Source organism: Streptomyces sp. NPDC002795, from assembly GCF_042888725.1.
GTDB lineage: Bacteria > Actinomycetota > Actinomycetes > Streptomycetales > Streptomycetaceae > Streptomyces.
This window is the reverse complement of record NZ_JBIAQB010000001.1, coordinates 512,252-538,401: the sequence shown is the minus strand read 5'-3', so window position 1 is coordinate 538,401 and position 26,150 is coordinate 512,252. Positions and strand designations below refer to the sequence as shown.

At 71.3% G+C, this 26,150-nt stretch carries 20 protein-coding genes and 2 pseudogenes; 18 read left to right on the top strand and 4 right to left on the bottom strand.

Annotated features, from left to right (window positions below):
* Window positions 1-6: 6 nt before the first annotated feature.
* Window positions 7-1,029, bottom strand: coding sequence for an Lrp/AsnC family transcriptional regulator (locus ACFYWS_RS02335; RefSeq protein WP_389268594.1), 1,023 nt, complete (start codon window positions 1,027-1,029; stop codon window positions 7-9).
* A gap of 137 nt (window positions 1,030-1,166) precedes the next feature.
* On the opposite strand from ACFYWS_RS02335, the gene ACFYWS_RS02330 reads away from it, so the two are divergent.
* The 11 genes and pseudogenes from ACFYWS_RS02330 to ACFYWS_RS02280 all read left to right on the top strand — a co-directional run bounded on the left by ACFYWS_RS02330 (window position 1,167) and on the right by ACFYWS_RS02280 (window position 13,298).
* Window positions 1,167-2,564 carry an MFS transporter gene (locus ACFYWS_RS02330; RefSeq protein ID WP_389268592.1) on the top strand — a complete coding sequence of 466 codons (1,398 nt, stop codon included), beginning with the start codon at window positions 1,167-1,169 and terminating at the stop codon, window positions 2,562-2,564.
* On the top strand, window positions 2,564-3,763 hold the full coding sequence (locus tag ACFYWS_RS02325; RefSeq protein ID WP_389268590.1) for an amidohydrolase: 1,200 nt from the start codon (window positions 2,564-2,566) through the stop codon (window positions 3,761-3,763). The genes ACFYWS_RS02330 and ACFYWS_RS02325 overlap by 1 nt, the downstream gene beginning before the upstream one ends.
* 442 nt (window positions 3,764-4,205) lie before the next feature.
* Entirely contained in the window at window positions 4,206-5,357 is a 1,152-nt protein-coding gene (locus ACFYWS_RS02320) for an LLM class flavin-dependent oxidoreductase (RefSeq protein WP_389268588.1), read from the top strand.
* Window positions 5,354-5,803, top strand: a pseudogene (locus ACFYWS_RS02315) (GNAT family N-acetyltransferase); the annotation flags it as partial. The gene ACFYWS_RS02320 and the pseudogene ACFYWS_RS02315, both read left to right, overlap by 4 nt.
* A 27-nt stretch (window positions 5,804-5,830) precedes the next feature.
* Window positions 5,831-6,763 (top strand): amino acid ABC transporter permease, encoded by a 933-nt coding sequence (locus tag ACFYWS_RS02310; RefSeq protein ID WP_389269459.1) that lies wholly within the window; start codon window positions 5,831-5,833, stop codon window positions 6,761-6,763.
* A complete protein-coding gene (locus ACFYWS_RS02305) occupies window positions 6,760-7,524 on the top strand; it encodes an amino acid ABC transporter ATP-binding protein (RefSeq protein ID WP_389268586.1) in 765 nt (254 codons plus the stop codon). The genes ACFYWS_RS02310 and ACFYWS_RS02305 overlap by 4 nt, the downstream gene beginning before the upstream one ends.
* Before the next feature lie 41 nt (window positions 7,525-7,565).
* A complete protein-coding gene (locus ACFYWS_RS02300; protein WP_389268584.1) occupies window positions 7,566-8,555 on the top strand; it encodes an ABC transporter substrate-binding protein in 990 nt (329 codons plus the stop codon).
* Window positions 8,556-8,601: 46 nt separating this feature from the next.
* Window positions 8,602-9,798, top strand: coding sequence for an LLM class flavin-dependent oxidoreductase (locus tag ACFYWS_RS02295; RefSeq protein ID WP_389268582.1), 1,197 nt, complete (start codon window positions 8,602-8,604; stop codon window positions 9,796-9,798).
* 16 nt (window positions 9,799-9,814) lie between these two features.
* Entirely contained in the window at window positions 9,815-11,197 is a 1,383-nt protein-coding gene (locus ACFYWS_RS02290; RefSeq protein WP_389268580.1) for an NtaA/DmoA family FMN-dependent monooxygenase, read from the top strand.
* On the top strand, window positions 11,190-12,317 hold the full coding sequence (locus tag ACFYWS_RS02285) for an LLM class flavin-dependent oxidoreductase (protein ID WP_389268578.1): 1,128 nt from the start codon (window positions 11,190-11,192) through the stop codon (window positions 12,315-12,317). Before ACFYWS_RS02290 ends, ACFYWS_RS02285 begins: the two co-directional genes overlap by 8 nt.
* Before the next feature lie 270 nt (window positions 12,318-12,587).
* Window positions 12,588-13,298, top strand: a complete 711-nt coding sequence (locus ACFYWS_RS02280; protein ID WP_389268576.1) for a glutathione S-transferase C-terminal domain-containing protein — start codon at window positions 12,588-12,590, stop codon at window positions 13,296-13,298.
* Here the strand turns inward: ACFYWS_RS02280 and mltG are convergent.
* Window positions 13,277-14,116 (bottom strand): endolytic transglycosylase MltG, encoded by an 840-nt coding sequence (mltG, locus tag ACFYWS_RS02275; RefSeq protein ID WP_389269457.1) that lies wholly within the window; start codon window positions 14,114-14,116, stop codon window positions 13,277-13,279. The genes ACFYWS_RS02280 and mltG overlap by 22 nt on opposite strands.
* Window positions 14,117-14,155: 39 nt before the next feature.
* On the bottom strand, window positions 14,156-15,340 hold the full coding sequence (locus ACFYWS_RS02270; protein ID WP_389268574.1) for a PucR family transcriptional regulator: 1,185 nt from the start codon (window positions 15,338-15,340) through the stop codon (window positions 14,156-14,158).
* Between the two features lie 124 nt (window positions 15,341-15,464).
* Here ACFYWS_RS02270 and ureA point away from each other — a divergent pair, with 124 nt between their 5' ends.
* From ureA to ACFYWS_RS02245, 5 genes are all read left to right on the top strand, one after another.
* The gene (gene ureA, locus ACFYWS_RS02265) at window positions 15,465-16,064 is read left to right on the top strand and encodes an urease subunit gamma (RefSeq protein ID WP_389268572.1); all 600 of its coding nucleotides are present in this window, start codon (window positions 15,465-15,467) and stop codon (window positions 16,062-16,064) included.
* Window positions 16,061-17,746 carry an urease subunit alpha gene (locus ACFYWS_RS02260; RefSeq protein ID WP_389268570.1) on the top strand — a complete coding sequence of 562 codons (1,686 nt, stop codon included), beginning with the start codon at window positions 16,061-16,063 and terminating at the stop codon, window positions 17,744-17,746. Before ureA ends, ACFYWS_RS02260 begins: the two co-directional genes overlap by 4 nt.
* A 22-nt stretch (window positions 17,747-17,768) precedes the next feature.
* Entirely contained in the window at window positions 17,769-19,427 is a 1,659-nt protein-coding gene (locus tag ACFYWS_RS02255; RefSeq protein WP_389268568.1) for an amidohydrolase, read from the top strand.
* Between the two features lie 233 nt (window positions 19,428-19,660).
* Window positions 19,661-20,995, top strand: a complete 1,335-nt coding sequence (locus ACFYWS_RS02250; protein ID WP_389268566.1) for an MFS transporter — start codon at window positions 19,661-19,663, stop codon at window positions 20,993-20,995.
* Window positions 20,992-22,677: a thiamine pyrophosphate-dependent enzyme gene (locus tag ACFYWS_RS02245; RefSeq protein WP_389268564.1), complete on the top strand. Its 1,686-nt coding sequence runs from the start codon at window positions 20,992-20,994 to the stop codon at window positions 22,675-22,677. Before ACFYWS_RS02250 ends, ACFYWS_RS02245 begins: the two co-directional genes overlap by 4 nt.
* Before the next feature lie 12 nt (window positions 22,678-22,689).
* On the opposite strand, the gene ACFYWS_RS02240 is transcribed toward ACFYWS_RS02245, so the two are convergent.
* Window positions 22,690-23,091: a GNAT family N-acetyltransferase gene (locus ACFYWS_RS02240; protein WP_389268562.1), complete on the bottom strand. Its 402-nt coding sequence runs from the start codon at window positions 23,089-23,091 to the stop codon at window positions 22,690-22,692.
* A 144-nt stretch (window positions 23,092-23,235) separates the two neighbouring features.
* Between ACFYWS_RS02240 and ACFYWS_RS02235 the strand changes: the two genes are divergently transcribed.
* Both ACFYWS_RS02235 and ACFYWS_RS02230 read left to right on the top strand, forming a co-directional pair.
* Window positions 23,236-23,826, top strand: a complete 591-nt coding sequence (locus tag ACFYWS_RS02235; RefSeq protein WP_389268560.1) for a TetR/AcrR family transcriptional regulator — start codon at window positions 23,236-23,238, stop codon at window positions 23,824-23,826.
* 118 nt (window positions 23,827-23,944) lie between these two features.
* Window positions 23,945-26,137: pseudogene (locus tag ACFYWS_RS02230) on the top strand (MMPL family transporter); the annotation flags it as partial.
* Window positions 26,138-26,150 lie beyond the last annotated feature (13 nt).

The window sequence follows — 26,150 nt, the reverse complement described above, 5'->3', positions numbered from 1 at the left end:
CCCGGTTCACCAGGGCCGGATCGGGCGCACCCCGACACGGCTGCCGTCCTCGGCCAGCAGATGGCCCATGCGCTTGACCGTGTGCAGGCCGACGATGCGGTCGGTGACCTCCAGCGTCGGCAGGCGAGCGCACAGGGCGGTCTCGCGGCGTTGGATGTCGCCGAGGTCGCGGACCCACAAGGTGGCGAAGATGTTCGTCCGGCCGGTGACCGCTGCGACGAGGCGGCACTCCGGCAGCGCGGCGAACGCGCGGTGGACGGCGGCGATGTCACGGGCCGGGACACTGCCGAGCAGTGACACCGGGAGCGGGCGTCCCGCGAGCGCGTCCGCCATGTCGCAGCGGAAGGTGAGGACCCCCGAGTAGGTGAGCCGGTGCAGGCGGCGGCGGACGGTGGCGGGACTGGTGCCGGTGTGTGCGGCGAGCTCCGCGAGACCGAGGCGCCCTTCGCCGACCAGGGCGTCGAGCAACCCCCGGTCCACCGCGTCGAGTTCGACCGTCGCGGCCGCGGGCTCGGACGAGCGCGCACCCGCCCGGCCCAGCGCGCTGAGCTGCGCCGGGTCCAGGGAACGGAGCCGCCAGCGGCTGCCCTCCACGTAGAGGGACGTGGCGAAGAGGCAGTCGACGGCGATGACACCGGGCAGCGGTTCGAGGTGTGTCGTCACGAACCGGGTGAGCGCGGGCAGGTCCGGGGCGAGGACGTCGATGAGCAGGTCGGCACTGCCGGGTCCCGTGAGTTCGATGGTCACCGCCTCGGCCCGCTCGCACAGCTCTTGAGCGAGACGTGCGCGGGTGCCGGGCCGGCAGCGCACCAGGACGAACGCCGTGCACCGCGTGCGGGAGAACTCCCGTCCCGGCGCCGCGTACACCCAGGCGAGTCCCTTTTCGGTCAGCCGCTCCCAGCGGCGGGCGAGGGTGCTCGCGGTGACGCCCAGCGGCGGCGCGAGTTCGGTCCAGGAGGCGCGAGGGCGCAGCTGGAGAGCGTTGACGAGTGCGAGGTCCAGCTCGCTCACCGTGACCGTTTCTCGCATATGGCATCCACTCATTGCTCGTTTCCGACGAATCCGCGGACCGCCACGACCGCAGCCAGCACAGTAGCCACCGCATTCGATTCCGGCCAGAAGGGACGTCCCCGGTGGGCGCAGACATGGGCACAGGTGGATCGGCGGTGGGCACAGGCCGCGGCATGCTCGGCGCGATGGCGGTCGTCGTCGTGTTCAGCGGCGTCGTACAGGGCTATCTCACCCCGCTGCTCCCGGAGTTGGGCCAGCGGCTCGGCATCGACGGAGTGGCCCAGAACAATCTCTATCTGCTGTCGCAGTGCGCGTTCGCCGTGCTCACACCACTGCTCTCGCGCCTCGGCGATCTGTACGGTCACCGTCGGCTGCTGCGGGTGACGCTCACGATGGTCGCCGCCGGCTCGCTGCTGATGGCGGTGTGGCCGACCGTGGTGACACTCGCCGTCGGGATGGTCCTGCAAGGCGCGGTCGTCGGGTTCTTCCCGCTGCTCGCCGGAATTCTGCGCTCCCGCGCCCCCGAACGCGGCCGCACCGGGATGTCACTCCTGGTCGGCGCCCTGCTCATCGCCGTCGGTGTGGGCGGCCTCGTGGCGGGTGTCCTCAGCGAGCGGCACGCCGAGGCCGGGCTCTGGGCGGCGGTGCCGGTGGCGGTGCTCGCCCTGGCCGCGGGCCTGGTACTGCCGGACAGCGAAGGCGAGTTCGGCGGCCGGTTCCACTACGGCGCCGCGGCGCTGCTGACCATCGGCCTCGTCGCGCTGGTCCTGGTGCTCGCGCAGGGCGGTACGTGGGGGTGGACCTCGGCGCGCTCCCTGGGCACGGGCGCCCTCGCGGTGGTGGTGTTCTTCGCCTGGGTGACCGTGGAGCGCCGCGCGGCGCAACCCTTGGTCAGTGTCCGCATGCTCCGGGACAGGCGGCTCGCGGCGGTCAGCGCGCACACCTTCTGCGCCGCCTTCGGCACGATCGGGTTCCTCGGCGCCAACGCCCTGTTCCTCGGGGCCGAACCGGCCGCCGTCGGCTACGGAATGGGGCTCGGCCCGCAGTCCATCGCGACGGTGTCCCTGGCCATGGTGGTGTGCGGCTTCGCCGGCTCCACGGCCACACCGCGCCTGGCCCGCCGCATCGGCGACCGCGCCGTCCTGGTCACCGGCGGAGCCCTCATCGCGCTCGGCTTCCTCGGCATGATCCTCTTCCACGCCACACTCCCGCAGTACGTCGCGTCGGCGCTGGTCGTCGGCCTGGCCACCGGTGTCTTCGAGTCGATCACGCGGACCCTGTCGGCGGAGATCGTGCCCGAGCGGCAGACCGCGCTGGCCGTGGGAATCAACGAACTCGCGCTGTCGCTGGGCTCGGCGATCGGCGCCGCCGTGATCGGCGGCCTCTTCTCCGCACACCGACTCGGCGGCCACATCGCGCTCACCGGCTACCTGTGGAGCTGGGGCGCCTGCGCCGCGGTCGCGCTCATCGGCGGGGCCCTCGCGCTGCTGTACGCGGGCGGGACCACGGCCGATCCCGCCGCACACACCACCGCGAAGGAGGCCCTCGCGTGATGTCATCGGATGCCCTGCGCGACGAGGTGACCCGGGCGGTCCAGGCCTGGCGCGAGCAGCTCATCGTGCTCAGCCACAGCCTGCACGCCGAACCCGAGACCGCCCTTGAGGAACACCGCTCGGCCACGAAGATCGCGGAGCTGCTCGACGCCGCCGGTTTCACGGTCACCCGCCCCCTCGACTCGCTGCCCACCGCGCTCGACGCGACCTACGGCAGCGGCGAGCTGGTGCTCGCCTTCTGCGCCGAGTACGACGCGCTGCCCGGCGTCGGCCACGCCTGCGGGCACAACGTGAACGGCGCGGCGGCGGTCGGCGCGGCGCTCGGCCTCGCCGCCGTCGCGGACCGGATCGGCGTCACCGTACGGCTCATCGGCACGCCGGCCGAGGAGGACATCGGCGGCAAGGTGCTGCTCATCGAGGCAGGCGTCTTCGACGACGTGGCCGCGGCACTGATGGCGCACGCCGCACCGGAGGACACCGTCGGGGCCTCCTCCCTCGCGATCGGCGCCTGGGACATCACCTACCGGGGCCGGCCGGCACACGCCGCCCTCGCACCGTGGGAGGGCGTGAACGCGCTCGACGCGCTGACCGTCGCCCAGACCGCGATCGGCGTACTGCGCCAGCAACTGCCACCGGGCTCCCTGGTCCACGGCATCGTCACCGACGGGGGCCGGGCGCCGAACGTCATCCCCGACACCGCCGCCGCCCGCTACGAGGTACGGGCTCCCACCGTCGAACAGCTCACGGCGGTCCAACGCCGGGTCCGCGCCTGCTTCGAGGCGGGCGCCCTCGCGACCGGAGCCCACCTCGAACTCGTCCCGCACGGACGGGACTTCGCGGATCTGCGCCAGGACCCGTTCCTGACCGAGGCCTACGTGGCCGCCGCCCGCTCCCTCGGCCGCACCCCGCTGCCCCGGCACGGCGCCACCACCGCCTCCACCGACATGGGCAACGTGTCCCGCCTCCTTCCCGCGATCCACCCCACCATCGGCTACGACACCGCGGGCGCGAGCCAGCACACCGTCGAGTTCGCGGCGCACGGCACCACGCCCGGCGCGGACCGCGCGGTGGCCGACGGGGCGTCGGCGCTCGCCCTCGCCGCGGCGGCCGCGGCGACGGACACGGAGCAGCGCGGCCGGCTGCTGAGCGGCGTCGAGGGCCGTCGTGCCCAGCGGCAGGAGGCCGCCGGCTCCGCCTGAGCGGGCCGACGACCGCCCACAAGCCGCGCTCGAATGCCGTCCGGCATTCGAGCGCGGCTTGACGAAACGGCCCCATGGACGGCTCAATTGGTCCATGACTGCCCTGCGCTTGGTCTCGCGTGACTACATCGACTTCGGTCGGGTGTGCTCCGCGGCGTGTTGCGCCTAAAGCGGCAGCGGGCCCTCTGACCGGCCCTTTTTCCTCTCGGTGACTTCGGTTGCTTCGGCTGCCTTGGTGACTTCCCCGGCGGTTCCTTCCGCGACCCGCCCGGCCCGAGATCTGACGCTTCCCGCGCGCTGCCACTACCCCGCATCCCACGACGCCCCGCGTCGTCACGCCCGTAACGACCCGTCCCTGTGACGCGTCGTCAACTCCGCCTGCGCGCAAGGCTGTTCCGGCATGCCCGCGGGCGGATCTCGCCGCCTCCGAAAGGCCCACCCCATGCCCGTGGAATTCCTCGGCATCGCCGCCACCAACGACGGCTCCGAAACCACTCCCCGCTCCGGCGCCGCCTTCGACAAGGAGTACACACTCCGTCTCGCCCGCGCCCATGAGGACCACGACTGGGACCGGGTGCTGTTCGCGTACGGCTCCGGATCGCCGGACCCGGCGCCGGCCGCCGCCTACATCGCGAGCCACCTCGACCGCCTGCGGATCCTGCTCGCCCACCGGCCCAACGTCTCGTACCCCACCTTCGCCGCCAAGACCTTCGCCACCCTCGACCAGATCAGCGACGGCCGGCTCACCGTCCACTTCATCACTGGCGGCAACGACCACGAACAGGGCCGCGAGGGCGACACACTCACCAAGGACGAGCGCTACAGCCGCACCCGCGAGTACATCCAGCTCGTCAAGAAGATCTGGACCACCCACGAACCCTTCGACCACGAGGGCGAGCACTACCGCTTCCACGACTTCGTCAGCGATGTCTTCCCCGTCCAACAGCCGCGCCCCGGCGTCTCGTTCGGAGGTTCATCGGCCGCCGCGTACGCGGCCGGGGGCGCGGAAGCCGACATCTACTGCCTGTGGGGCGAGCCGCTGGCGAAGACCGCCGAGCAGATCGAGACGGTGAAGGCCGCCGCGAAGGCCGCGGGACGCACCGACACCCCGCGCATCCAGGTCGCCTTCCGCCCGATCATCGCGCCGACCGAGGAACTGGCCTGGGAGAAGGCGCACCGCACGGTCGGCGCGATCAAGGCCCGCAAGGAGCGGGGCGAGCGCATCGGCAAGCGCCACCACGGACAGTCCGAGCCCCAGGCTGCAACTCCTCAAAACGTCGGCTCCCAGCGGCTCATCGCCATCGCCGAGGCGGGGGAGCGCTACGACCGCGCCCTGTGGACCCCGACCGCCGCCGCGACCGGCGGCGCGGGCAACTCCAACGCCCTCGTCGGCACCCCGGAGACCGTGGCCCAGGCGCTCCTCGACTATTACGACCTCGGCGTCGACGTCCTCTCCGCGCGCGGCTACGACCTGCTGGACGACGCGATCGACTTCGGCCGGTACGTGATCCCGATCGTGCGCGAGGAGGTCGCCAAGCGCGACGCCGAGCGCGCGGCCCGCGGGACCGAGGCGCCGGCGGCGGTGGGCGCATGACCTCCCTGGCCCAACCACCGGCCCCATCAGAAGACTTGACGGTCATTCATGTCCCCGTGTCCGACCCTCGGGTCCAGCCCCTGCTGCGCGAGCTCGGCGACGAGTACTCGACCCGGTACGGCAAGGACGCCCACGCCGAGATCGCCCGCTACCCCGACGAGGAGTTCACGCCCGCCCGCGGCGGGCTGCTGCTCCTCATCCTGGAGAACGGTGAACCCGTCGCGGGCGGCGCCTTCCGCCGCTACGACGCCGACACCGCCGAACTGAAGCGGATCTGGACCCACTCCGCCCACCGGCGGCGCGGGCTCGCCCGCCGCGTGGTCGACGAGCTGGAGCGCGAGGCGGGCGAGCACGGCTACCGCCGGGTCTACCTCACCACGGGCCCGCGCCAGCCCGAGGCCCGCGGCCTCTACCTGGCCACCGGATACACACCGCTCTTCGACAGCGAGGCCGACCCCGAGTCTATCGGCCCGCTGCCGTTCGAGAAGCACCTCCCCGGCGCAGCGCCCCCCGCGCAGCCGGACGACCCGGCCTCGCTCACAGTCGTCCCCATCCGCCACTACGCCCGCTGGGTGGCGGCCGCCGCCGTGCTCGTCATCGTCGCCCAGTTCGCACACGGCCTGCTGACCAACCCCGTTTGGGAATGGAACGTCTTCCGCGACTACGTCCTGTCCGAGACGATCGTGCAGGCCGTCTGGGTGACACTCCAACTCACCGCCTACGCGACGGTATTGGGTTTTCTCCTCGGTACCGTCCTGGCCTTCATGCGGCTCTCGCAGAGCCCGGTGCTACAGACCGTGGCCTGGACGTACATCTGGATATTCCGGTCCATCCCGATGATCGTCCAGCTCGTCTTCTGGTTCAATCTCAGCGCGCTCTACAAGGAGTTGGGACTCGGCATCCCCTTCGGCCCGGTGTTCTGGTCCGTCGACAGCAACAGCCTCATCGGCACCATCGGCGCCGCCATCATCGGACTCACCCTGCACCAGGCCGCGTACGCCGCGGAGATCGTCCGCGGTGGTGTCATCTCCGTCGACCGGGGCCAGCTGGAGGCCGCCGCCGCCCTCGGCATCCCCCGCCTGCGGCAGGTGCGCCGGATCGTACTGCCGCAGGCCATGCGCGCCATCCTCCCCACGGCGGGCAACGAAGTCATCGGCCTGCTCAAGGGCACCTCTGTGGTGTACGTGATGTCCATCGGCGAGCTCTTCTACCAGGCCCAGGTCATCTACGGCCGCAACGGCCGGGTGATCCCGCTGCTCCTCGTCGCCACCGCCTGGTACGTGGTCCTGACCTCGCTCCTCTCCATCGCCCAGCACTACGTGGAACGCCGGTACGCCCGGGGCGCCGCCCCGAAGCCCCTGCGAGTGCGAACCCTCCGAGTCCGAGCCCTGGGAGGCCGACGATGAGCAAGCCCATGGTGGACATCCAGGCCGTCCACAAGAGTTTCGGCGCGCTGGAGGTGCTGCGCGGCGTCGACCTGCGCGTGCACGCCGGAGAGGTCACCGTGATCCTCGGCCCGTCAGGATCGGGGAAGTCCACGCTGCTGCGCACCATCAACCACCTGGAGAAGGTGAACAGCGGCTGGATCAGCATCGACGGTGAACTCATCGGCTACCGCCGCGCCGGAAACAAGCTGCACGAGCTGCGGGAGAAGGACGTCCTGAAGCAGCGCACCCACATCGGCTTCGTCTTCCAGGACTTCAACCTCTTCCCGCACCTGACCGTGCTCGACAACCTGATCGAGGCCCCCGTCTCCGCCCTGCGCCGTCCGCGCAAGGCGGCGGAGGACGCCGCACGGGCTCTCCTTGAGCGCGTGGGGCTCGGCGACCGGGCCGACTCCTACCCGCGCCAGCTCTCCGGGGGCCAGCAGCAGCGCGTCGCCATCGCCCGCGCGCTCGCCCTCGAACCCAAGGTGCTGCTCTTCGACGAGCCCACCTCCGCGCTCGACCCGGAACTGGTGGGTGAAGTCCTCGATGTCATCAAGGACTTGGCGAGCACCGGCACCACCATGATCGTCGTCACCCACGAGATCGGCTTCGCCCGCGAGGTCGCCGACACCGTGGTGTTCATGGACGGCGGCGTCGTCGTGGAGCAGGGGACACCCGCGGCCGTCCTCGACGCGCCGAGCCACGAACGCACCCGCGCCTTCCTCTCCAAGGTCCTGTGACCCACCCCGCCGCCGTTCCGCACACAAGGAGAACCACCACCGTGACCACCAGCCTCGTCCGGCGCCGCACCACCACCACGGCCGCGCTCTCGGTCGCCGCCTCCTTCCTCCTCGCCGCCTGCAGCAACCCCTCCGACGGCGGCACGACCGAGGTGGCAGGCAAGTCCGGGACCAAGACGAAGATCAACATCAGCCCCGAGCGGCACCGCGTCACCACCGGCAAGGTCGACTCGATAGCCGACGAGGTGCCCGCGAAGATCCGTAAGAGAGGCACCCTGGAGGTCATCGGCTCCTCCAGCTCCGCCGCGCCGCTCGGCTTCCACGCCACCGACAACAAGACCGTCATCGGCGTCGAGCCCGACCTCGCCCACCTCGTCGCCGACGTCCTCGGTCTCAAGGTGCACCGCACCACGGCCTCCTGGGAGAACATCTTCGTCGGCCTCGACAGCGGCAAGTACGACGTGGGCCTGAGCAACATCACCGTCACCGAGGAGCGCAAGGAGAAGTACGACTTCGCCACCTACCGAAAGGACAACCTGGGCTTCGAGGCGAAGAAGGGCAGCGGTCTGAAGGTCGCCGGGCCGAAGGACGTGGCGGGGAAGACGGTCGCCGTGGGCAGCGGCACCAATCAGGAGAAGCTGCTCATCGAGTGGAGCAAGGCGAACGTGAAGGCCGGCCGGAAGCCGGTCGACATCAAGTACTACCAGAACGACAGCGACACCTATCTCGCCCTCCAGTCCGGCCGCATCGACATCTACCTCGGCCCCAACCCGACCGCCGCGTACCACGCGGCCAGCACCGGGAAGACCGAGGTCATCGGCACGTACTCCGGTGCGGGCGCCGAACTCCAGGGCCTCATCGCCGCCACCACCAAGAAGGACAGCGGGCTCGTGAAGCCGCTCGCCGACGCGCTCGACCATGTCATCGACGACGGCAGCTACGCGAAGGTCCTGAAGCGCTGGGGGCTGTCCGACGAGGCCGTGACCACGTCGAGGATCAACCCGCCCGGACTGCCCAAGACCGCCAAGTAGTCACTCCCGTAGGCCCCTCTGTCGGCTGTTCCAGAAAGGCACCTCCGTGTCTCCCTCTCCCTCCCTGCACCTCGCCGTCGCCCTCGACGGCACCGGATGGCACCCCGCCTCCTGGCGCGAGCACGTGTCCCGCCCCCGCGATGTGTTCACCGCCGCCTACTGGGCGGAACTCGTCGCCGAGGCCGAGCGCGGCCTGCTCGACTTCGTCACCATCGAGGACGGGCTCGGCCCGCAGTCCGCCCACTTCCTCGAACCGGACGAGCGCACCGACCAGGTCCGCGGCCGCCTCGACGCCGTACTGATCGCCTCGCGCATCGCCCCGCTGACCCGGCACATCGGCCTCGTCCCGACCGCCGTGGTCACGCACACCGAACCGTTCCACCTCTCCAAGGCCATCGCCACCCTCGACTACGTCAGCGAGGGCCGCGCGGGAATCCGCGTGCAGGTCACCGCCCGACCGAACGAGGCCGCCCACTTCGGCCGCCGCACCATCGACCGCATCGAGGCCTACGACAGCCCGGAAGCAAGGGAGTTGGTGACCGAACTCTTCGACGAGGCCGCCGACTACGTCGAGGTCGTGCGACGACTCTGGGACAGCTGGGAGGACGGCGCCGAGATCCGGGACGCCGCGACGGGCCGCTTCATCGACCGGGACAAGCTGCACTACATCGACTTCCAGGGCAGCCACTTCAGCGTCCGCGGCCCCTCCATCACACCCCGCCCGCCACAGGGCCAGCCGCTCGTCACCGCCCTCGCCCATGACACCGTCCCGTACCGCCTGGTGGGCCGAGCCACCGACGTCGGCTACGTCACCCCGCACGACGCCGAGCAGGCCCGCGCCATCGTGGGCCGGATCCGCGCCGAGCAGGAGGCGGCCGGGAGGTCCGGGGAGCCCCTGCATGTCTTCGGGGACCTGATGGTGTTCCTCGACGACGACCCCGCCGCCGCGACGGCCCGCCGGGACCGGCTCGACGCGCTCGCCGGATCGCCGTACGAGAGCGACGCCCGGATCTTCGCCGGCACCCCCGCCCAACTCGCCGACCTCCTTCAGGAGTTGCAGGGCGCCGGACTCACGGGATTCCGGCTGCGGCCCGCCGTCGTCGGACACGACCTCCCGGCGATCACCCAGGCCCTCGTCCCCGAACTCCAGCGCCGTGGCGTCTTCCGCCGCGCGTACGAGGCCGACACCTTGCGCGGGCTCCTCGGCCTCGACCGCCCCGCCAACCGCTACGCCGCCGCCTGAGCCGGAGGGAACAGTCATGACCAAGCCACTGAAGCAGATCCACCTGGCCGCCCATTTCCCCGGCGTCAACAACACCACCGTGTGGAGCGACCCGCGGGCCGGAAGCCACATCGAGTTCAGCTCCTTCGCCCACTTCGCGCAGACCGCCGAACGCGCCAAGTTCGACTTCCTGTTCCTCGCCGAGGGACTGCGACTGCGTGAACAGGGCGGCGAGATCTACGACTTGGACGTCGTCGGCCGCCCCGACACCTTCACCGTCCTCGCCGCGCTCGCCGCCGTCACCGAACGCATCGGACTCACCGGCACCATCAACTCCACCTTCAACGAGCCCTACGAAGTGGCCCGCCAGTTCGCGAGCCTCGACCACCTCTCCGGCGGCCGCTCCGCCTGGAACGTCGTCACCTCCTGGGACGCCTTCACCGGCGAGAACTTCCGCCGCGGCGGCTTCCTCCCGCAACGCGAACGCTACTCACGCGCAAGGGAGTTCCTCGCCACCGCCAACGAACTCTTCGACTCCTGGCACCACGACGAAATCCTCGCCGACCAGGACACCGGAGCCTTCCTGCACGACGCGAAGGCCGGCTCCTTCGCGCACACCGGAGCACACTTCGACATCCACGGCCGGTTCAACGTCCCGCGCTCCCCGCAGGGCCGCCCGGTCGTCTTCCAGGCCGGTGACTCCGACGAGGGCCGCGAGTTCGCCGCCGCCGAGTCCGACGCCATCTTCAGCCGGCACGGCACCCTCGACGCGGGCCGGGAGTTCTACGCGGACGTGAAGTCCGGCGCGGCCAAGCACGGCCGCCGCGCCGACCAGCTGCTCATCCTGCCCGCCGCCACCTTCGCCCTCGCCGACACCGACGCGGACGCCGAGGAACTCGCCCGCGAGGTGCGCCGCCACCAGGTCAGCGGGGCCACCGCCCTGAAGCACCTGGAATTCGTCTGGAACCGGGACCTGTCCTCGTACGACCCGGAGGGCCCGCTGCCCGACATCGACCCGGACGTCGGCGACACCCACATCGCCGAGGGCCGCGCCCAGGTCCGCATGTACCGGGACCCGCTGGCCACCGCCCGCGAGTGGCGCGAACTCGCCGCCGCCAACAAGTGGTCCATCCGCGACCTCGTCATCCACACCGGCAACCGGCAGAACTTCGTCGGCTCCCCGGCCACCATCGCCAAGGCCATCAACGAGTACGTCCAGGCCGACGCCGCCGACGGCTTCATCCTCGTCCCGCACCTCACCCCGGGCGGCCTGGACGAGTTCGCCGACAAGGTGGTCCCACTCCTCCAGGAACAGGGCGTCTTCCGTACGGAGTACGAGGGCACGACCCTGCGCGACCACCTCGGCCTCGCCCACCCCGACGACGTCCCCGCGACCACCGAGGAGTTCTCCCGTGTCTGACATCCCCCTCGCCGTCCTCGACCTGGTCCCGGTCCCGTCCGGCTCGACCGCGGGCGACGCCCTGCGCAACTCCATCGACCTCGCCCAGCACGCGGAGCGGCTCGGCTACGCCCGCTACTGGTTCGCCGAACACCACCTCAACCCTGGTGTCGCCGGCACCTCACCCGCCGTCGTCCTCGCCCTGACCGCGTCCGCCACCGAGAGCATCAGGCTCGGCTCCGGCGCCGTACAGCTCGGACACCGCACCGCGCTGTCCACCGTGGAGGAGTTCGGGCTGCTCGACGCCCTGCACCCCGGACGCATCGACCTGGGGCTCGGCCGCTCGGGCGGCCGCCCGCCCGCGCAGCCCGCGTCACCGCGGCCGACCGCGACTCCCGTCGTCGACGGCGCCGCCCCCAACGGCCTCGTCATCCCGCCCCGCTTCTCCTTCGAGCATCTCCTCGGCTCGCCCCGCGTCGCGTTGCAGCGCAAGCTGCTCCAGCAGCCGGGCGCACAGGCCCAGGACTACGCCGAGCAGATCGACGACATCCTCGCCCTGTTCGCCGGCGCCTACATGTCCCCGGACGGCGTCGAGGCACACGTCGTACCGGGGGAGGGCGCCGATGTCGACGTGTGGATCCTGGGCAGCAGCGGCGGCGAGAGCGCCGAGGTGGCGGGCGCGCGCGGACTGCCGTTCGCCGCGAACTACCACGTCAGCCCGGCCACGGTCCTTGAGGCGGTGGAGGGCTACCGGTCGTTCTTCAAGCCGTCCGACACCCTCGACAAGCCGTACGTCAGTGTCTCCGCCGACGCCGTCGTCGCCGAGGACGACGCGACCGCCCGCGAACTCGCCACCGGCTACGGCCTGTGGGTGCGCAGCATCCGCAACGCCGAGGGCGCCATCGACTTCCCGACGCCGGAGGAAGCCCGCAAGTACGCGTGGAGCGACGCGGACCGGGCGCTCGTGCAGGACCGACTCGACACCCAGTTCGTCGGCTCGCCGAGCACCGTGGCCCACCGCCTCGCCCAGCTCCAGGAGGCCACCGGCGCCGACGAGCTGCTCATCACGACCATCACCCACGACCACGCCGACCGGGTCCGCTCCTACGAGCTGCTGGCCGAGGAGTGGAAGCGCTCTTGACGCGAAGTCCCCACGGCCACACACTCCTCTAAGGGAATCCTAGTGAAACGGTAGGAAATGATGGGCGGTGCGGCGCGGGACACCGGCAGCCCGGCTGTCCGCGCCGCCGTCGGGGCGCTGCCCCGGCTCACGTCCCGCCGTCACATCGACCTCGCACGGGTCTGCAGCGCGGCGAGTTCTCCCCACGGCGGCAACCAACTCGCCGCCCACGCCTGACACTTCCGTACGGCGCCCCGTACGCCCGTGATCGAGCACCCCCGAGGGAGACGCATGTCCGCACCGGCCCCGTCCGCCGTGCCCACCTTCCGGAGCAGGATCGGCTGCGACGCGCGCAGCGGCTACTACGCCGCCCCGCACCGCTACCGCCTCCACCTGTCACCCGCCTGCCCGCACTGTCTGCAGATCTCCGTCACCCACAGCCTGCTCGACCTCGACGACACCCTCCCGGTGACCCTGCTGACCGCCGTGCCCGACGCACCCGGCGGCGGGCACCGGGACCTGACTTCCCTGTACGAGGCCACGTCGCACCAGTACCCCGGCCCCGCCCTGGCACCGGTGCTCAGTGACGACTGGACCGGGCGGATCGTCAGCACCCACCCCGGGGACATCCTGCACGACCTCGCCCGGCACTTCGGCAGTTACGGCCCCGACCTCCTCCCGCGCGGCGCCGAGGACGCGATCGACGCGGTGGGCCGGCTCTGTGAGCGGGGCATCACCGCGTCCGCCCGGCGCGGCGACGACACCGGGCTCGCCACCCTGCTGCGCGCGCTGAACGTCCTCGAACGGCGCCTCGCGGGCAGGGAGTACGTACTGGGCGGCCAACTCACCCTCGCCGACGTGCGGTTGTGGTCTGCGCTCGTGCACCCCGACACCGCACGCCGGACGACCGGCCATCCCCGGCTCTCCGCGTACCTGCGACGCCTCTCCGAGCACCCCGCGTTCGCGCCCCACCTCGCGCGTTACTCCTTCGCGCTCGCCTGACGCGAGTTGAACTCCTCGACGTTCCGCTTCTGCTCCTCGTAGCTGTCGGTGAACCGGGTGTCCCCGGGCGCGACCGTCACGAAGTACAGCCAGTCACCCTTGGGCGGGGCGATCGCCGCGCCGACGGCGTCCTCGCCCGGGTTGCCGATGGGCGTGGGCGGCAGGCCCTTGTGCTCGTACGTGTTGTACGGGCTGTCCGTCCGGGTGTCGGCATGGCTGGTGTCGAGGGTCGAGCGGTTCAGGGCGTAATTGATGGTGGAGTCCATCTGGAGCGGCATGTCCTGGTCGAGCCGGTTGTAGATGACCCGGGCGACCTTTCCCATGTCCTCGTGGGTGTCTGCCTCGGCCTGCACGATGCTGGCGATGATCACCGTCTCGTAGACGGAGACGCCGTTGGTGTCCGCGCCCTTGGTGACATGGTCGGCCTTCAGCCGCTGGTTCGCGGTGTTGGTCATGTAGGAGAGGAGGGACGTCGGGGTGGTGTTCTCGTCCACGGGATACGTGGCCGGGAACAGGTAGCCCTCAGGGTTGCCGTCCGCGTCGCCCGGCAAGGTGAGGCGCGCCTTCGAGGCGGCCTTCTTCGTGGTCCCGTCGTCGACCACGAGCGCCTTGTCCACGGCCTCGTACACCTGGCTCGCGCGGTACCCCTCGGGGATCAGGACCTTCTCGGACCGGGTGGGCTCCTTCTCGCCGAAGACCACCACCAGCGGCACGACGACGGCGGCGACAACCGCAAGAACCACGACGGCCAACACGATCAGCTTGCCGCGACGGCCGAGCCGGCGCTTCTTCTCTGGCCCCTGGTGGGCGGGGTTCATCTCGTCCTCTGGCACACCGGAACGCTAACCAATTCACGCTCACCGTACGCGCAACGCCACCGCCAGCAACGCCGCATCCGCGGGCCTGCGCAGATCCCGCCCCGTCAGCTCAAGGAACCGGTTGAACCGATGCTGCACCGTATTGCGGTGACAGTAGAGCGCGTCGGCCGTGTCCGCGATGGAGCCGGAACCCGACAAATGGACGCGGACGGTGTGCAGCAGACGCTCCGCCTCGGTGCGCGTGACACCCGGTCCGCGCAACGCGCCCAGCACATCCGCGGCCAGATCGCGGCCGAAGTCACCGGCACGGTGAGCGAGGACGTCCAGCCAGCTGTCCTCCAGGAGCCGCGGCGAGCGCGTGTCGGCGGGCAGCACCTGCGCCGTCGCCACCGCGAGCACCGTGGCCCGCGGCACGGCGGCGAGCCCGGCCGCCTGCGGTGCCACCCCGCACGGCGAGTCCTGCAACTGGTCCAGGACGTACGGGCGGGTGACGCGGCCGCTGAGCTGCACCACCAGGACCGCGTCCCCGCCGACCATCTGCTGCTGCATCGCCGCCCCCGCCCCGCGCAGCGCGAGCCCCGCACGGTGCAGTCCTGGCCCCGCCGCAGCGGACGACGCCGCGCACAGGAACCGGCCGTCGTCCGCGAGACCCAGGGCGCGGCCCGCGTCGCGTACGACGGTCGGGTTGCGGCCCTCGGTCTCCAGGAGCCGGGCGAACCACATGCGGCGCTCGTGCTCCTCGCGGCGCCCCATCTCCAGGACCGTGCGCTGGTACGCCGTCATGATTCCGGTGACATGCCGCTCGACCGCCTCCCACACGTGGTACGCCGAGCCCGCCAGGTCGGCCATGTCCTCCGGCCCCGCCCGGTTCACGAGCGCCTGCCACACCACCCGGAAGTCGAGGCGTGCCGCCTCCAGGAGCGCGTCGAGCGGGACGCCCTGCCGGGCCCGCTCCTCGCCCACCCGCCGTGAGACGTCCGTGACGTGCGGCGGCACCGGCAGCCGCGCCACCGTGCGCAGCAGCAACTCGAAGGCCTGCCAGGCCGAATCGCGGAACTGGATGTCCGGCACCTGGGTCGCGTACGCGGTGCGTACCGGGTCGACCATCTCCAGCCAGTCGCCGATCAGGTCGTCCACATTGTCCAGGCACTGCCCGGCGAGTTCCGCGATGCGCGGCGAGGTCGGGGGCAGGCCGGGGCGGCCCGGGCCTTCGGAATTGTGCATGTGACCAATTCTCGGTGGTGCGAGGGCGATGTTTCAACGTTGGTTCTGTGCCCGGTGCCGGGGATCCTGGTGCGATCCCTGGGCGGAGCGTCCGGGGCCCACCGACCAGGAGGGCCATCCGACCGTGCACCTGACCCCTCGTGAACAGGAACGGCTCCAGCTGTTCACCGTCGCCGAACTCGCGCGCAGACGCCGCGCGCGCGGCCGCCGGCTCAACGCCCCCGAGGCGATCGCCCTGATCTGCGACGAGATCCTGGAGGCCGCCTGGGACGGGCTGAGCCTCGACGAGGTGATCGAGACGGCCGAGCGGGTGCTCACCGTCGACGACGTGCTGGACGGAGTCGCCGACATCGTGACGACCGTGCAGGTGGAGGCGCTGTTCCCGAGCGGCACGTCCCTGGTCGCCGTCGACCGGCCGATCGGGCCCGCCAGCGTGGAGGGGCCGGGTGCCGTCCGTACCGCCGAGACGCCCATCGAGATCAACGTCGGCCGCCCGCGCACCACCCTCACCATCCGCAACACCGGCGACCGCGTCGTCTACCTCTCCTCGCACTACCCGCTGCACGAGGTCAACCAGGCGCTCGAACTCGACCGGGAGGCCGCCCGCGGACTGCGGCTCGACATCGCCGCCGGAACCGCGCTCGCCTTCGAACCCGGCGAGCGGCGCGAAGTCGTCGTCATCCCCGCGAGCCACAAGGCCCGCACGACCCAGGAGCGCGCATGACCAGCGTCGACCGCCGCACGTACCACGCCCTGTACGGGCCCACGACCGGCGACCGCATCCGGCTCGGCGACACCTGCCTGTGGGTGGAGGTCGAGGCCGACGACGGCACCCCCGGCGACGAACTCCTCGGCGGCTGCGGCAAGACGGTCCGCGACGGACTCCTCGCCTCGCCGCGCTCGGACCGCGACTCCGCCCTCGACATGGTGGTCGCCGGAGTCGTCCTCATGGACCCCGTGCTCGGTGTACGCAAGACCGACATCGGCATCAAGGACGGCCGGATCGTCTCCGTCGGCGGCGTCGGCAACCCGGACGTGATGGACGTCGAGTACGCCATCGACTCGCACACCTCCGTGGTGCCGGGGGAGGGGCTCATCGCCACACCCGGTGTCGTCGACAGCCACGTCCACCTGTCCTCGCCCGAGGTCGCGCCCGCCGCGCTGTCCGCCGGAGTCACCACGCTCGTCGGTATGGGGCTCGGCGGCGTGTGGGAGATCGGCTGCAACCCGACCCACAACCTCCATACGCTGATGAGCGCCTGGCAGGGCACCCCGCTCAACATCGCGTTCCTGGCCCGCGGTTCGTCCAGTTCGCGGGCGCTGCTCGACGAGATCACCCTCGCCGGGGCCGGCGGCTTCAAGATCCACGAGGACTTCGGGGCGACCCCGCGCATCATCGACACCTGCCTCGACACCGCGGAACAGGCCGACCTCCCGGTCGCGCTGCACACCGACTCCATGAACGAGTCGGGGTACTTGAGGGACACCCTCGGCGCCACCCGCGGCCGTACCGTGCACGCCTACCACGTGGAGGGCGGCGGCGGTCACCCCGACCTCCTGGAGATCCTCTCCGAGCCGAACATCCTGCCGTCGTCGACGACACCCACGGTTCCGTACACGCCCAACACGGTCGGCGAGCTGTTCCCGATGACGATGACCGTGCACCGGCAGAACCACGCCTCCGCGAGCGATGTCGCCATCTCCAAGGGCCGGATCCGCGAGCACGCCATCGCCGCCGAGAACGCCCTGCACGACCTGGGAGCCATCTCCATCGTCAACTCCGACTCCATGGGCATGGGCCGGATCGCCGAAACGGTGCGCAGGACCTGGCAGCTCGCCCACGTCCAGGCGCTCGCGAACGGCGGCGGGGGAGTGGAACACCCGGACAACACAAGGGTGTTGCGCTACCTTGCGAAGATCACCCTCAACCCGGCGCTCGCGCACGGCCTCGCGCACGAGGTGGGCACCGTGCAGGCAGGGCGGATGGCCGACCTCGTGCTGTGGGACCCCAAGTGGTTCGGCAGCAAGCCCGAGATGGTCATCAAGTCCGGGTTCGTGGCGTGGGGCAACACCGGCTCCGGGTCGGGGTCGACCCGGCTCACCCAACCGCGTGCCTACAAGCCCTACTTCGGGGCGCTCGGCGCCGCGCCCGCCCGTCTCGCCAAGGTCTTCGTCGCCGAGGCCGCGCTCACCGACCGCGCCGCGCGAGCCGCGCTGCCGAGCGGACTCACGTACGCCCCGATCCGCGACAGCCGCGGCCTGACCCGTGCCGACATGTTGCACAACACGGCGACACCACGAGTCGTGGTGCCGCGCGAACCCGCGCCGGTCCTCGTCGACGGGGTCGAGACCGGGACTCCGGCCGCCTCCGAGCTGCCGCTCGCGCAGCTGCACCACTTCGCCTGAGACCCGAGGGGGCTTCTGTCTCATGCAGCTCGATCTGCTCGTCCGCAACGCCCACATCCGCACCCTCGACCCCGAACGCCCCACCGCCACGGCGCTCGGCGTCCTGAACGGCGTCGTCGTCGGGCTCGACGACGACGTGGCCGGACTGCGCGCGCGCAAGGTTCTCGACGCGGGCGGCGCCACCGTCGTCCCCGGCTTCAACGACGCGCACTGCCACACCGCCTGGTTCGGCCTCACCCTCACCCAGCTCGACGTCTCCACCGCCCGCTCCGTCGACGACGTGTACGCCGCCGTGGCCGCGCACGCAGCCGAACTCGCCCCCGATGCATGGGTGTTGGGAGCCGGGCTCGACCACAACAACCTCGGCGGCCACTGGCCGCACCGCGACGCCCTCGACCGCGCGGCGGGCGGCCGGCCCGTCTGGATCAAACACACCTCCGGGCACGCCTGCGTCGTCAACACCCCCGTGCTGCACGCCGCCGGAGCGCTGGAGCGCGGATTCCGGGACCCGGACGGCGGCGTCGTCTCCCGCGACGAACAGGGCCGCCCCGACGGCCTGTTGGAGGAGACCGCCCAGAGCCTCGCGCAGCGCCAGGTGCTGCCGTACCCGGTGGAGACCGTCGCCGACGCCGTCGACGCGGCGACCCGGCACTACCTCACCGAAGGTGTCACCAGCTTCACCGAGGCCGGGATCGGCGGCGGCTGGATCGGACAGACCCCGGTCGAGCTGGCCGCCTATCAACTCGCCCGCGAGAGCGGACGGTTGCACACCCGTGCCCAGCTCATGGCTGCCTCCGACGTGCTGCACCCGCTCACCGCGCACACCGACGACGACATCACGCTCGGGCTCGACCTCGGCATGCGCACCGGCTTCGGCGACGACACGCTCTCCCTCGGCCCGGTCAAGATCTTCCTCGACGGGTCGCTGCTCGGGAAGACCGCGGCCGTCACCGAGCCCTTCTGCGGCTGCCCGCACAACGAAGAGAGGCCCACCGGCTACTTCCAGGGCGACGCCGACTCCATGACCGACCTCGTCGTCGCCGCGCACCGCTCCGGCTGGACGGTCGCCGCGCACGCCATCGGCGACCGCGCCGTCGACCTCGCGCTCGACGCCTTCGCCCGCGCCCACAAGGAACGGGCACGCCCCGGCGTCCGGCACCGCATCGAGCACGCCGGAATCGTCCGCCCCGAGCAGCTCGCCCGCTTCGCCGAACTCGATGTCGTCCCCGTCCCGCAGCACAACTTCCTGCACACCTTCGGCGACGCCATGGCCGCCGCGCTCGGCCCCGAGCGCACCCCGTGGTCGTACCGCATGCGCTCCTTCCTCGATCTCGGGCTCCCCGTCCCCGGCAGCTCCGACCGGCCCGTGGCACCGGGAGCGCCGCTGCCCGCGATCCAGTCGATGGTCGTGCGGCTCACCGAAACAAAGATCCCGTACGGTCCCGACGAAGGCGTTCCGGCCCTTGCCGCGCTGCGCGCCTGGACCGAGAACTCGGCCCTCGCCACCGGCTTCGGCGGGCGCAAGGGGCGGCTCGCCCCCGGGTACCTGGCCGACCTCACCGTCCTGGACGGCGACCCCGTCCGCACGGACCCCGACCGCATCGGCGCGATCGGCGTCCTCGCCACCGTCGTGGGCGGCGACCCCGCCCACGACCCGCACCACCTGGGAGCCGGTCTTTGAACCCCCGCCTGCGGAGCGGCGCCCGGCACGCACGCTCGCCGCACGGCGCCCCAGGACAGGTGGCTCCGCCACATGACCTGGGGCGCCGCACGCCGATCGCACGCACCGACCGCCGCTCCGCCCGCCCTGCGCGCGGACGACGGGGGTTCAAAGACCGGCTCCCCCCGCACACCCGCACGCCACGGTCCCCCTTCCGCTCCGGCCCCCCAGGCCGCCCCTCCCCAGGAGACCCCGTGAGCACCACCGAGAAGCCCCCGATCAAGGACATCAGAAGGCTGTTGTTCGGCGCTTTCAGCGGCACCGCCCTGGAGTGGTACGACTACTTCCTCTACGGCACCGCCGCCGCGCTCGTCTTCAACAAGCTGTTCTTCACCGACCTGAACGCCGCCGCGGGCACCCTCGCCTCCTTCGGCACGTTCGCCGTCGGCTTCGTGGCGCGCCCCATCGGCGCGGCGATCTTCGGCCACGTCGGAGACCGCTACGGGCGCAAGGTGTCCCTCATCATCACCGTCGTCATGATGGGCGCCACCACCGGCTGTATCGGCCTGCTGCCCTCGTACGACACCATCGGCATCTGGGCGCCGGTCCTGCTCACCGTCCTCCGCTTCGTCCAGGGCATCTCCGTCGGAGGTGAGTGGTCGGGCGCGATGCTGCTCACGCTGGAGCACACCCCGAAGGAGAAGCACGGCAGCTACTCCTCCGTTCCCCAACTCGGCTCGCCCGTCGGCACGTTGATGTCCAGCGGCGCCTTCGCCCTCGTCGGCATGCTGCCCGACGACGCGTTCTACTCCTGGGGCTGGCGCCTGCCGTTCCTCGCCGCGTTCCCGCTGCTCGGCTTCGCGCTCTACCTGCGCGTACGCATCGAGGAGTCCCCGGTCTTCCGCGCCATGCAGGACGACGCGGAGCGCAACGGCCCGCCGCCCGCGCCGCTGATCGAGGCGTTCCGCCGCACCTGGGGCCGCATGATCGTCGGCATCGGGGCCGCGCTCCTCGGCGTCGGCGGCTTCTTCCTCATGACCACGTTCATCATCAGCTACGGCACCGGCGAACTCGGCATCGACAAACAGACGATGCTCAACGCCACCGTCGTCGGCGCCGTCGTCGAGGTCGTGGTCATCATCATCGGCGGCCGCCTCGCCGACCGCATCGGCTCGTGGAAGGTGTGCGCCATCGGCGCCGCCGCCACCATGGCCGCCGCGTTCCCCGCCTTCTGGCTCGTCGACACCGGGCAGACCCCGCTGGTGTACCTCGGTGTCGCGCTCGGTATCGGCGCGCTCTCCATCCCGTACGGCCCGATCGGCGCGGTCGTCGCCTCGCTCTTCCCCGAGGAGTTCCGCTACAGCGCGGTGGCCATGTCGTACAACCTCGCCGGCGTCCTCGGGGGCTTCATCCCGCTCATCGCGACCTCGGTCACCGGCGCGGCGGGCGGCGCCTCGTGGGGCGCCGCGCTGCTCCTCGTCGGCGTGGCCGCCTGCACCGTCGCCGGGTCCGTCGCGGCCGGCACAGTGCTGCGCAGGCACGGCTCCCTTCCCTCCAGTGACACCCTGAACGCAAAGGTTCCCGCATGACCGCGCACCCTTCCGCCCGCACCGGCGGCCAGGTCCTCGTCGACCAACTCCGGGCACACGACGTCGACACCGTCTACGGTGTGCCCGGCGAGAGCTACCTCGCCGTCCTCGACGCCCTGTACGACGCGCCGGTCCGCATGGTGGTGTGCCGCCACGAAGGCGGCGCCGGGTACATGGCCGAGGCCTCCGGCAAGCTCACCGGGCGCCCCGGCGTGTGCTTCACGACGCGGGGGCCCGGCGCCACCAACGCGCTGGTCGCCCTCCACACCGCCCACCAGGACGCCACCCCGCTGGTCCTCTTCGTCGGCCTCGTGCCGCGCGACCACACCGACCGGCATTCGTTCCAGGAGCTGGACCTGCGGGGCACGTTCGGCACGAACGCCAAGCTCGTCGAGACGATCGACGACGCGGCCCGCATCCCCGAGTACGTGGCCCGCGCCTTCGCCGTCGCGAGCAGCGGACGCCCGGGGCCCGTGGTCCTCGGGCTGCCGGAGGACATGCTGACGGACGTCGTCGAGGTGGCCGACGCCAGGCCGCTGCCGGTGCCGCAGGGCGGTGTGTCGGCCGAGGAACTCGCTGTACTGGAAGGCCTGTTGGCTGCCGCTGAACGCCCCGTGGTGCTGCTCGGCGGCAGCCGCTGGACGGACCGTGCACGCGCCGACGTGCGCGCCTGGGCCGAGGCCTGGTCGCTGCCCGTCGCCGTGGACTTCCGCTGCCAGGACCTGATGGACAACGAGGCCGATGTCTACGTCGGCAACCTCGGCTACGGGCGCGCCAAGGCGCTCGCTGAACGGGTGCGCGAGGCGGACCTCCTGGTGAGTGTCGGCGCGGCGCCCGGGGACGTGACGACGGACGGGTACCGGGCGCTGCCCACGGTCGGCGGCGACGAGACGGGTCCGCGCCTGGTGCAGGTGCTTCCCGAGGCGCAGCCGCCCGGCGTCGTGCACCGCGCCGAACTCTCCCTGCTCGCCGCCCCCGAGGCCTTCGGCGCCGCGATACGTACCTTGCGCCCCGCCGCGCCCGTGTCCTGGGGGGGGCGCACCAAGCAGGCCAGGGCCGAGCACCTCGCCGCCCGCGCCCCGGAGTCGGACGGTGACCCGCTCGACCTCGGCGAGGTCTTCGCCCACCTCGACTCCCGGCTCCCGGAAGACACCATCGTCACGTTCGGCGCGGGCAACCACGCCATCTGGGCGCAGCGCTTCCTGACGTACCGCGACGGCATGCGCCAACTCGGCCCGCGCAACGGCTCGATGGGCTACGGCGTCCCCGCCGCCGTGTCGGCCGCCATCGCGCACCCGGAGCGCCGCGTCGTCTCCGTCGCGGGCGACGGCTGCTTCCTGATGAACGGTCAGGAACTCGCCACCGCCGTGGCCGAGGGCGCGGCCCCGCTGATCCTCGTCCTGGACAACGCCCAGTACGGCACGATCCGCGTGCACCAGGAGCGCGAGTATCCCGGCCGGGTGAGCGGCACGGCCCTCGGCAACCCGGACTTCGCCGCGTACGCCCTCGCCTTCGGCGCGCACGGTGAAACGGTCACCACGACCGAGGAGTTCGCCCCGGCCCTGGACCGCGCGTTGACGTGCGGCCGCGCCGCGATCATCCAACTCAAGGTGACGGAGGGGCGGTTGTCTCCCGGTGTCACCGTCGACTCGCTGCGCGAGAGGGGACGCGCCAAGGGCTGAGGCCGCTGAGCCTCACGGGCGCAGATGGACGAGGCCCGCATCCGTGGGCCGGAATCCGCACGCCTCGAAGTAGAAGTCGCGGAGTTCGGGCGCGAAGTCGACATGGAGCCACTCGCAGCCCGACTCCCGCGCACCGGACGCCGCGAGACGCACGACCGCCGCGCCGATGCCACGACGCTGGTGTGTGCCCCGGGTCTTGGTGTCGATCAGGAAGGCGTGGTCGCCGCCGTCCCACGCCACGTTCACGAACCCGACGAGGAGCCCGTCGTCGCGGGCCGTCACCCAACCGAGGCTGTACTTCTGGACCTTTGTCCACCAGCCGGCGACGTCATTGCCGCCGTGGGACCGGACCAGGTCGACCATCTCCTCGTCCGCGACCGGGTCGCGCCATGTGTACGTGATCGCTTCGCTCATGGGGCCTCACCCTGGCACAGCGCGTGATCCGTGCCACGTACGAAACGGTTTCGTTTCATCTCGGCGGCGGGATAGTCTGCCGACGTACGAAACCGTTTCGTTCGGCGCGCCAGTGGCGCCTGAGAGATGTGGACGTGATGCTGCGTGCCCGAGACCGGCACCGTGCGGCGCAGACGCATGACGGCGGAGCGCGAGGCAGAGTTGTACGACGCCGTGCTCGGGCTGCTGCGTGAAGTCGGTTACGACGCGCTGACCATGGACGCCGTCGCGGCCCGCACCCGGTCCAGCAAGGCCACGCTCTACCGCCAGTGGGGCAGCAAGGCCGCGCTCGTCGTCAAGGCGATGAGGCACCACAAGCCGGTCGACATCGCCGAGATCGACACCGGCACCCTGCGCGGGGATCTCCACACGCTCGCCGGCCGGCACGACGACTGCTCGGTCGAGGAGTCGGCGGCGCTGATGCGCGGGCTCGCCATGGCGATGCACAGTGACCCGGGTCTGCTGCGCGCGTTCCGGGAGTTGCTGATCGAACCGGAGCTGGAGGAGCTGGACCAGGTCCTCCAGAGAGCCGTCGCCCGGGGCGAGATCCGCCAGGACAACCCGGCGATGGACTACACGCTGCACATGATGGTCGGCGTCATGGCGACCCGCGGCGTGATCGACGAACTGCCGCCCACCCAGGAGTACCTCATCTCATACATCGACGCAGTGGTCCTCCCCGCCCTCTGCGCCTGATCCCCCCCCACCCGCACACCACAGAGTCCCCCCTCTGCACCTGACGCCACCGCTCACCGTCGTCGGGCCCAAGCACCTTGCCCAGCACCACATACGACCTGACCGGGAGTACGCCCTCGTGGCTCGATTCCTCTACAAAATGGGCCGATTCGCTTATCGGCGACGGTACTTCGTCGCCCTCTTCTGGGTGGTGGTCCTCGCCGCCGTCGGCGTAGGAGCCTCCCAGGCCCCCACGGCCGCATCCTCCTCCTTCTCCATCCCGGGCACCGAGGCCCAGAAGGCCTTCGACCTGCTGGAACACCGGTTCCCCGGCGCCAGCGCCGACGGCGCCACCGCGCGCGTCGTGTTCAAGGCGCCGGACGGGGAGAAGATCACCTCCGCCGCCAACCAGAGCGTGGTGCACGACACCGTCAAGGAACTCGGCGCCGGCTCCGAGGTCCAGAGCGCGACCGACCCGTTCAAGGCCAAGGCCGTCAGCCGCGACGGCACCATCGCGTACGCGCAGGTGTCCTACAAGGTCTCCGGCATGGAGCTGGAGGAGTCCTCGCGCGACGCACTGAAGGACACGGCGCAGGACGCCCGTGACTCCGGGCTGACCGTCGAGGTCGGCGGCGACGCGCTGCAGGCCGTGCCCGAGACCGGCTCGACCGAGATCATCGGCGTCGTGGTCGCCGCCGTCGTCCTCGTCATCACCCTGGGCTCGCTGATCGCGGCCGGACTGCCGCTGGTCTCCGCGCTGTTCGGCGTCGGCATCGGTGTCTCCGCCATCACCGCGCTCGCCAAGCCGCTCGACCTGGACTCGACGACCTCGACCCTCGCGATGATGATCGGCCTCGCGGTCGGCATCGACTACGCGCTGTTCATCGTCTCCCGGTATCGAGCCGAACTCGCCGAGGGACGCGAGCGCGAGGAAGCCGCCGGGCGGGCAGCCGGTACCGCGGGGTCCGCCGTCGTCTTCGCCGGCCTCACCGTCGTCATCGCCCTCGTCGGCCTCGCGGTCGTGAACATCCCGATGCTCACCAAGATGGGATTCGCCGCCGCCGGCACCGTCGTCGTCGCCGTCCTCGTCGCACTCACCCTGATCCCCGCCCTGCTCGGCATCGCCCGGCGCCGGGTGCGCCCCGCAGGCGCCAAGAGCAAGCGCAAGGAACACAAGGCCCAGCGCACGGCGCAGGAACAGGGCCACGTCCACGGGGAGCACGCCGAACCCAAGCCCGCCCTGGGCACCCGCTGGGCGCGCCTCGTCGTGAAGCACCCGGTCGCCGTGCTGCTGCTCGGCGTGATCGCCCTGGGCACGGCCGCCGTACCGGCGCTGGACCTCGAACTCGGCCTGCCCGACGACGGGTCGCAGCCCACCGACACCACGCAGCGCAAGGCGTACGACCTGCTCTCCGAGGGCTTCGGCCCCGGCTTCAACGGGCCGCTGATGGTCGTCGTCGACGCCAAGGGCAGCGACCAGCCGAAGTCCGCCGTCGCCGATGTCACCAAGACCGTCAAGGGGCTCGGCGACGTCGCCGTGGTGACCCCGGCGACGTTCAACAAGTCCGGTGACACCGCGATGCTCAGCGTCGTCCCGAAGTCGAAGCCGACCTCCACGGACACCGAGGACCTGGTGCAGAACATCCGCGACGCGGGTGACGGCATCAAGGCCGACTCGGGCGCCGAGCTCATGGTCACCGGCTCCACCGCGATGAACATCGACGTGTCGCAGAAGCTCAACGACGCGCTGCTTCCGTATCTCGCGCTCGTCGTCGGACTCGCCTTCCTGCTCCTGATCGTCGTCTTCCGCTCGATTCTGGTGCCCCTGAAGGCCGCGCTCGGCTTCCTGCTGTCCGTCCTCGCCGCGCTCGGCGCCGTCGTCGCCGTGTTCCAGTGGGGCTGGCTCGCCGACCTCATGGGCGTCGAGGTGACCGGCCCGGTCATGTCGATGATGCCCATCTTCATGGTGGGTGTCGTCTTCGGACTCGCGATGGACTACGAGGTCTTCCTCGTGACGCGGATGCGCGAGGCATACGTCCACGGGGAGACGGCCAAGGAGGCGATCGTCACCGGGTTCCGGTACAGCGCCCGTGTGGTCACGGCGGCCGCGGTCATCATGATGGCCGTGTTCGCGGGCTTCATCGGCTCGACCGAATCCATGATCAAGATGATCGGCTTCGGACTCGCCGTCGCCGTCTTCTTCGACGCGTTCATCGTGCGCATGGCGATCGTCCCGGCCGTCCTCGCGCTCATCGGACGCGGCGCCTGGTGGCTGCCCAAGTGGCTGGACCGCGCGCTGCCGAACGTCGACGTCGAGGGCGAGGGCCTGCGCGAGCTCGACGAGG

Excerpts from the sequence above, each read along its gene's own strand:
- ACFYWS_RS02335 (WP_389268594.1), bottom strand. The coding sequence starts at position 1,029 with ATGCGAGAAACGGTCACGGTGAGCGAGCTGGACCTCGCACTCGTCAAC.
- ACFYWS_RS02325 (WP_389268590.1), top strand. The coding sequence starts at position 2,564 with ATGTCATCGGATGCCCTGCGCGACGAGGTGACCCGGGCGGTCCAGGCC.
- ACFYWS_RS02320 (WP_389268588.1), top strand. The coding sequence starts at position 4,206 with ATGCCCGTGGAATTCCTCGGCATCGCCGCCACCAACGACGGCTCCGAA.
- ACFYWS_RS02305 (WP_389268586.1), top strand. The coding sequence starts at position 6,760 with ATGAGCAAGCCCATGGTGGACATCCAGGCCGTCCACAAGAGTTTCGGC.
- ACFYWS_RS02290 (WP_389268580.1), top strand. The coding sequence starts at position 9,815 with ATGACCAAGCCACTGAAGCAGATCCACCTGGCCGCCCATTTCCCCGGC.
- ACFYWS_RS02280 (WP_389268576.1), top strand. The coding sequence starts at position 12,588 with ATGTCCGCACCGGCCCCGTCCGCCGTGCCCACCTTCCGGAGCAGGATC.
- mltG (WP_389269457.1), bottom strand. The coding sequence starts at position 14,116 with ATGAACCCCGCCCACCAGGGGCCAGAGAAGAAGCGCCGGCTCGGCCGT.
- ACFYWS_RS02270 (WP_389268574.1), bottom strand. The coding sequence starts at position 15,340 with ATGCACAATTCCGAAGGCCCGGGCCGCCCCGGCCTGCCCCCGACCTCG.
- ACFYWS_RS02260 (WP_389268570.1), top strand. The coding sequence starts at position 16,061 with ATGACCAGCGTCGACCGCCGCACGTACCACGCCCTGTACGGGCCCACG.
- ACFYWS_RS02255 (WP_389268568.1), top strand. The coding sequence starts at position 17,769 with ATGCAGCTCGATCTGCTCGTCCGCAACGCCCACATCCGCACCCTCGAC.
- ACFYWS_RS02245 (WP_389268564.1), top strand. The coding sequence starts at position 20,992 with ATGACCGCGCACCCTTCCGCCCGCACCGGCGGCCAGGTCCTCGTCGAC.
- ACFYWS_RS02240 (WP_389268562.1), bottom strand. The coding sequence starts at position 23,091 with ATGAGCGAAGCGATCACGTACACATGGCGCGACCCGGTCGCGGACGAG.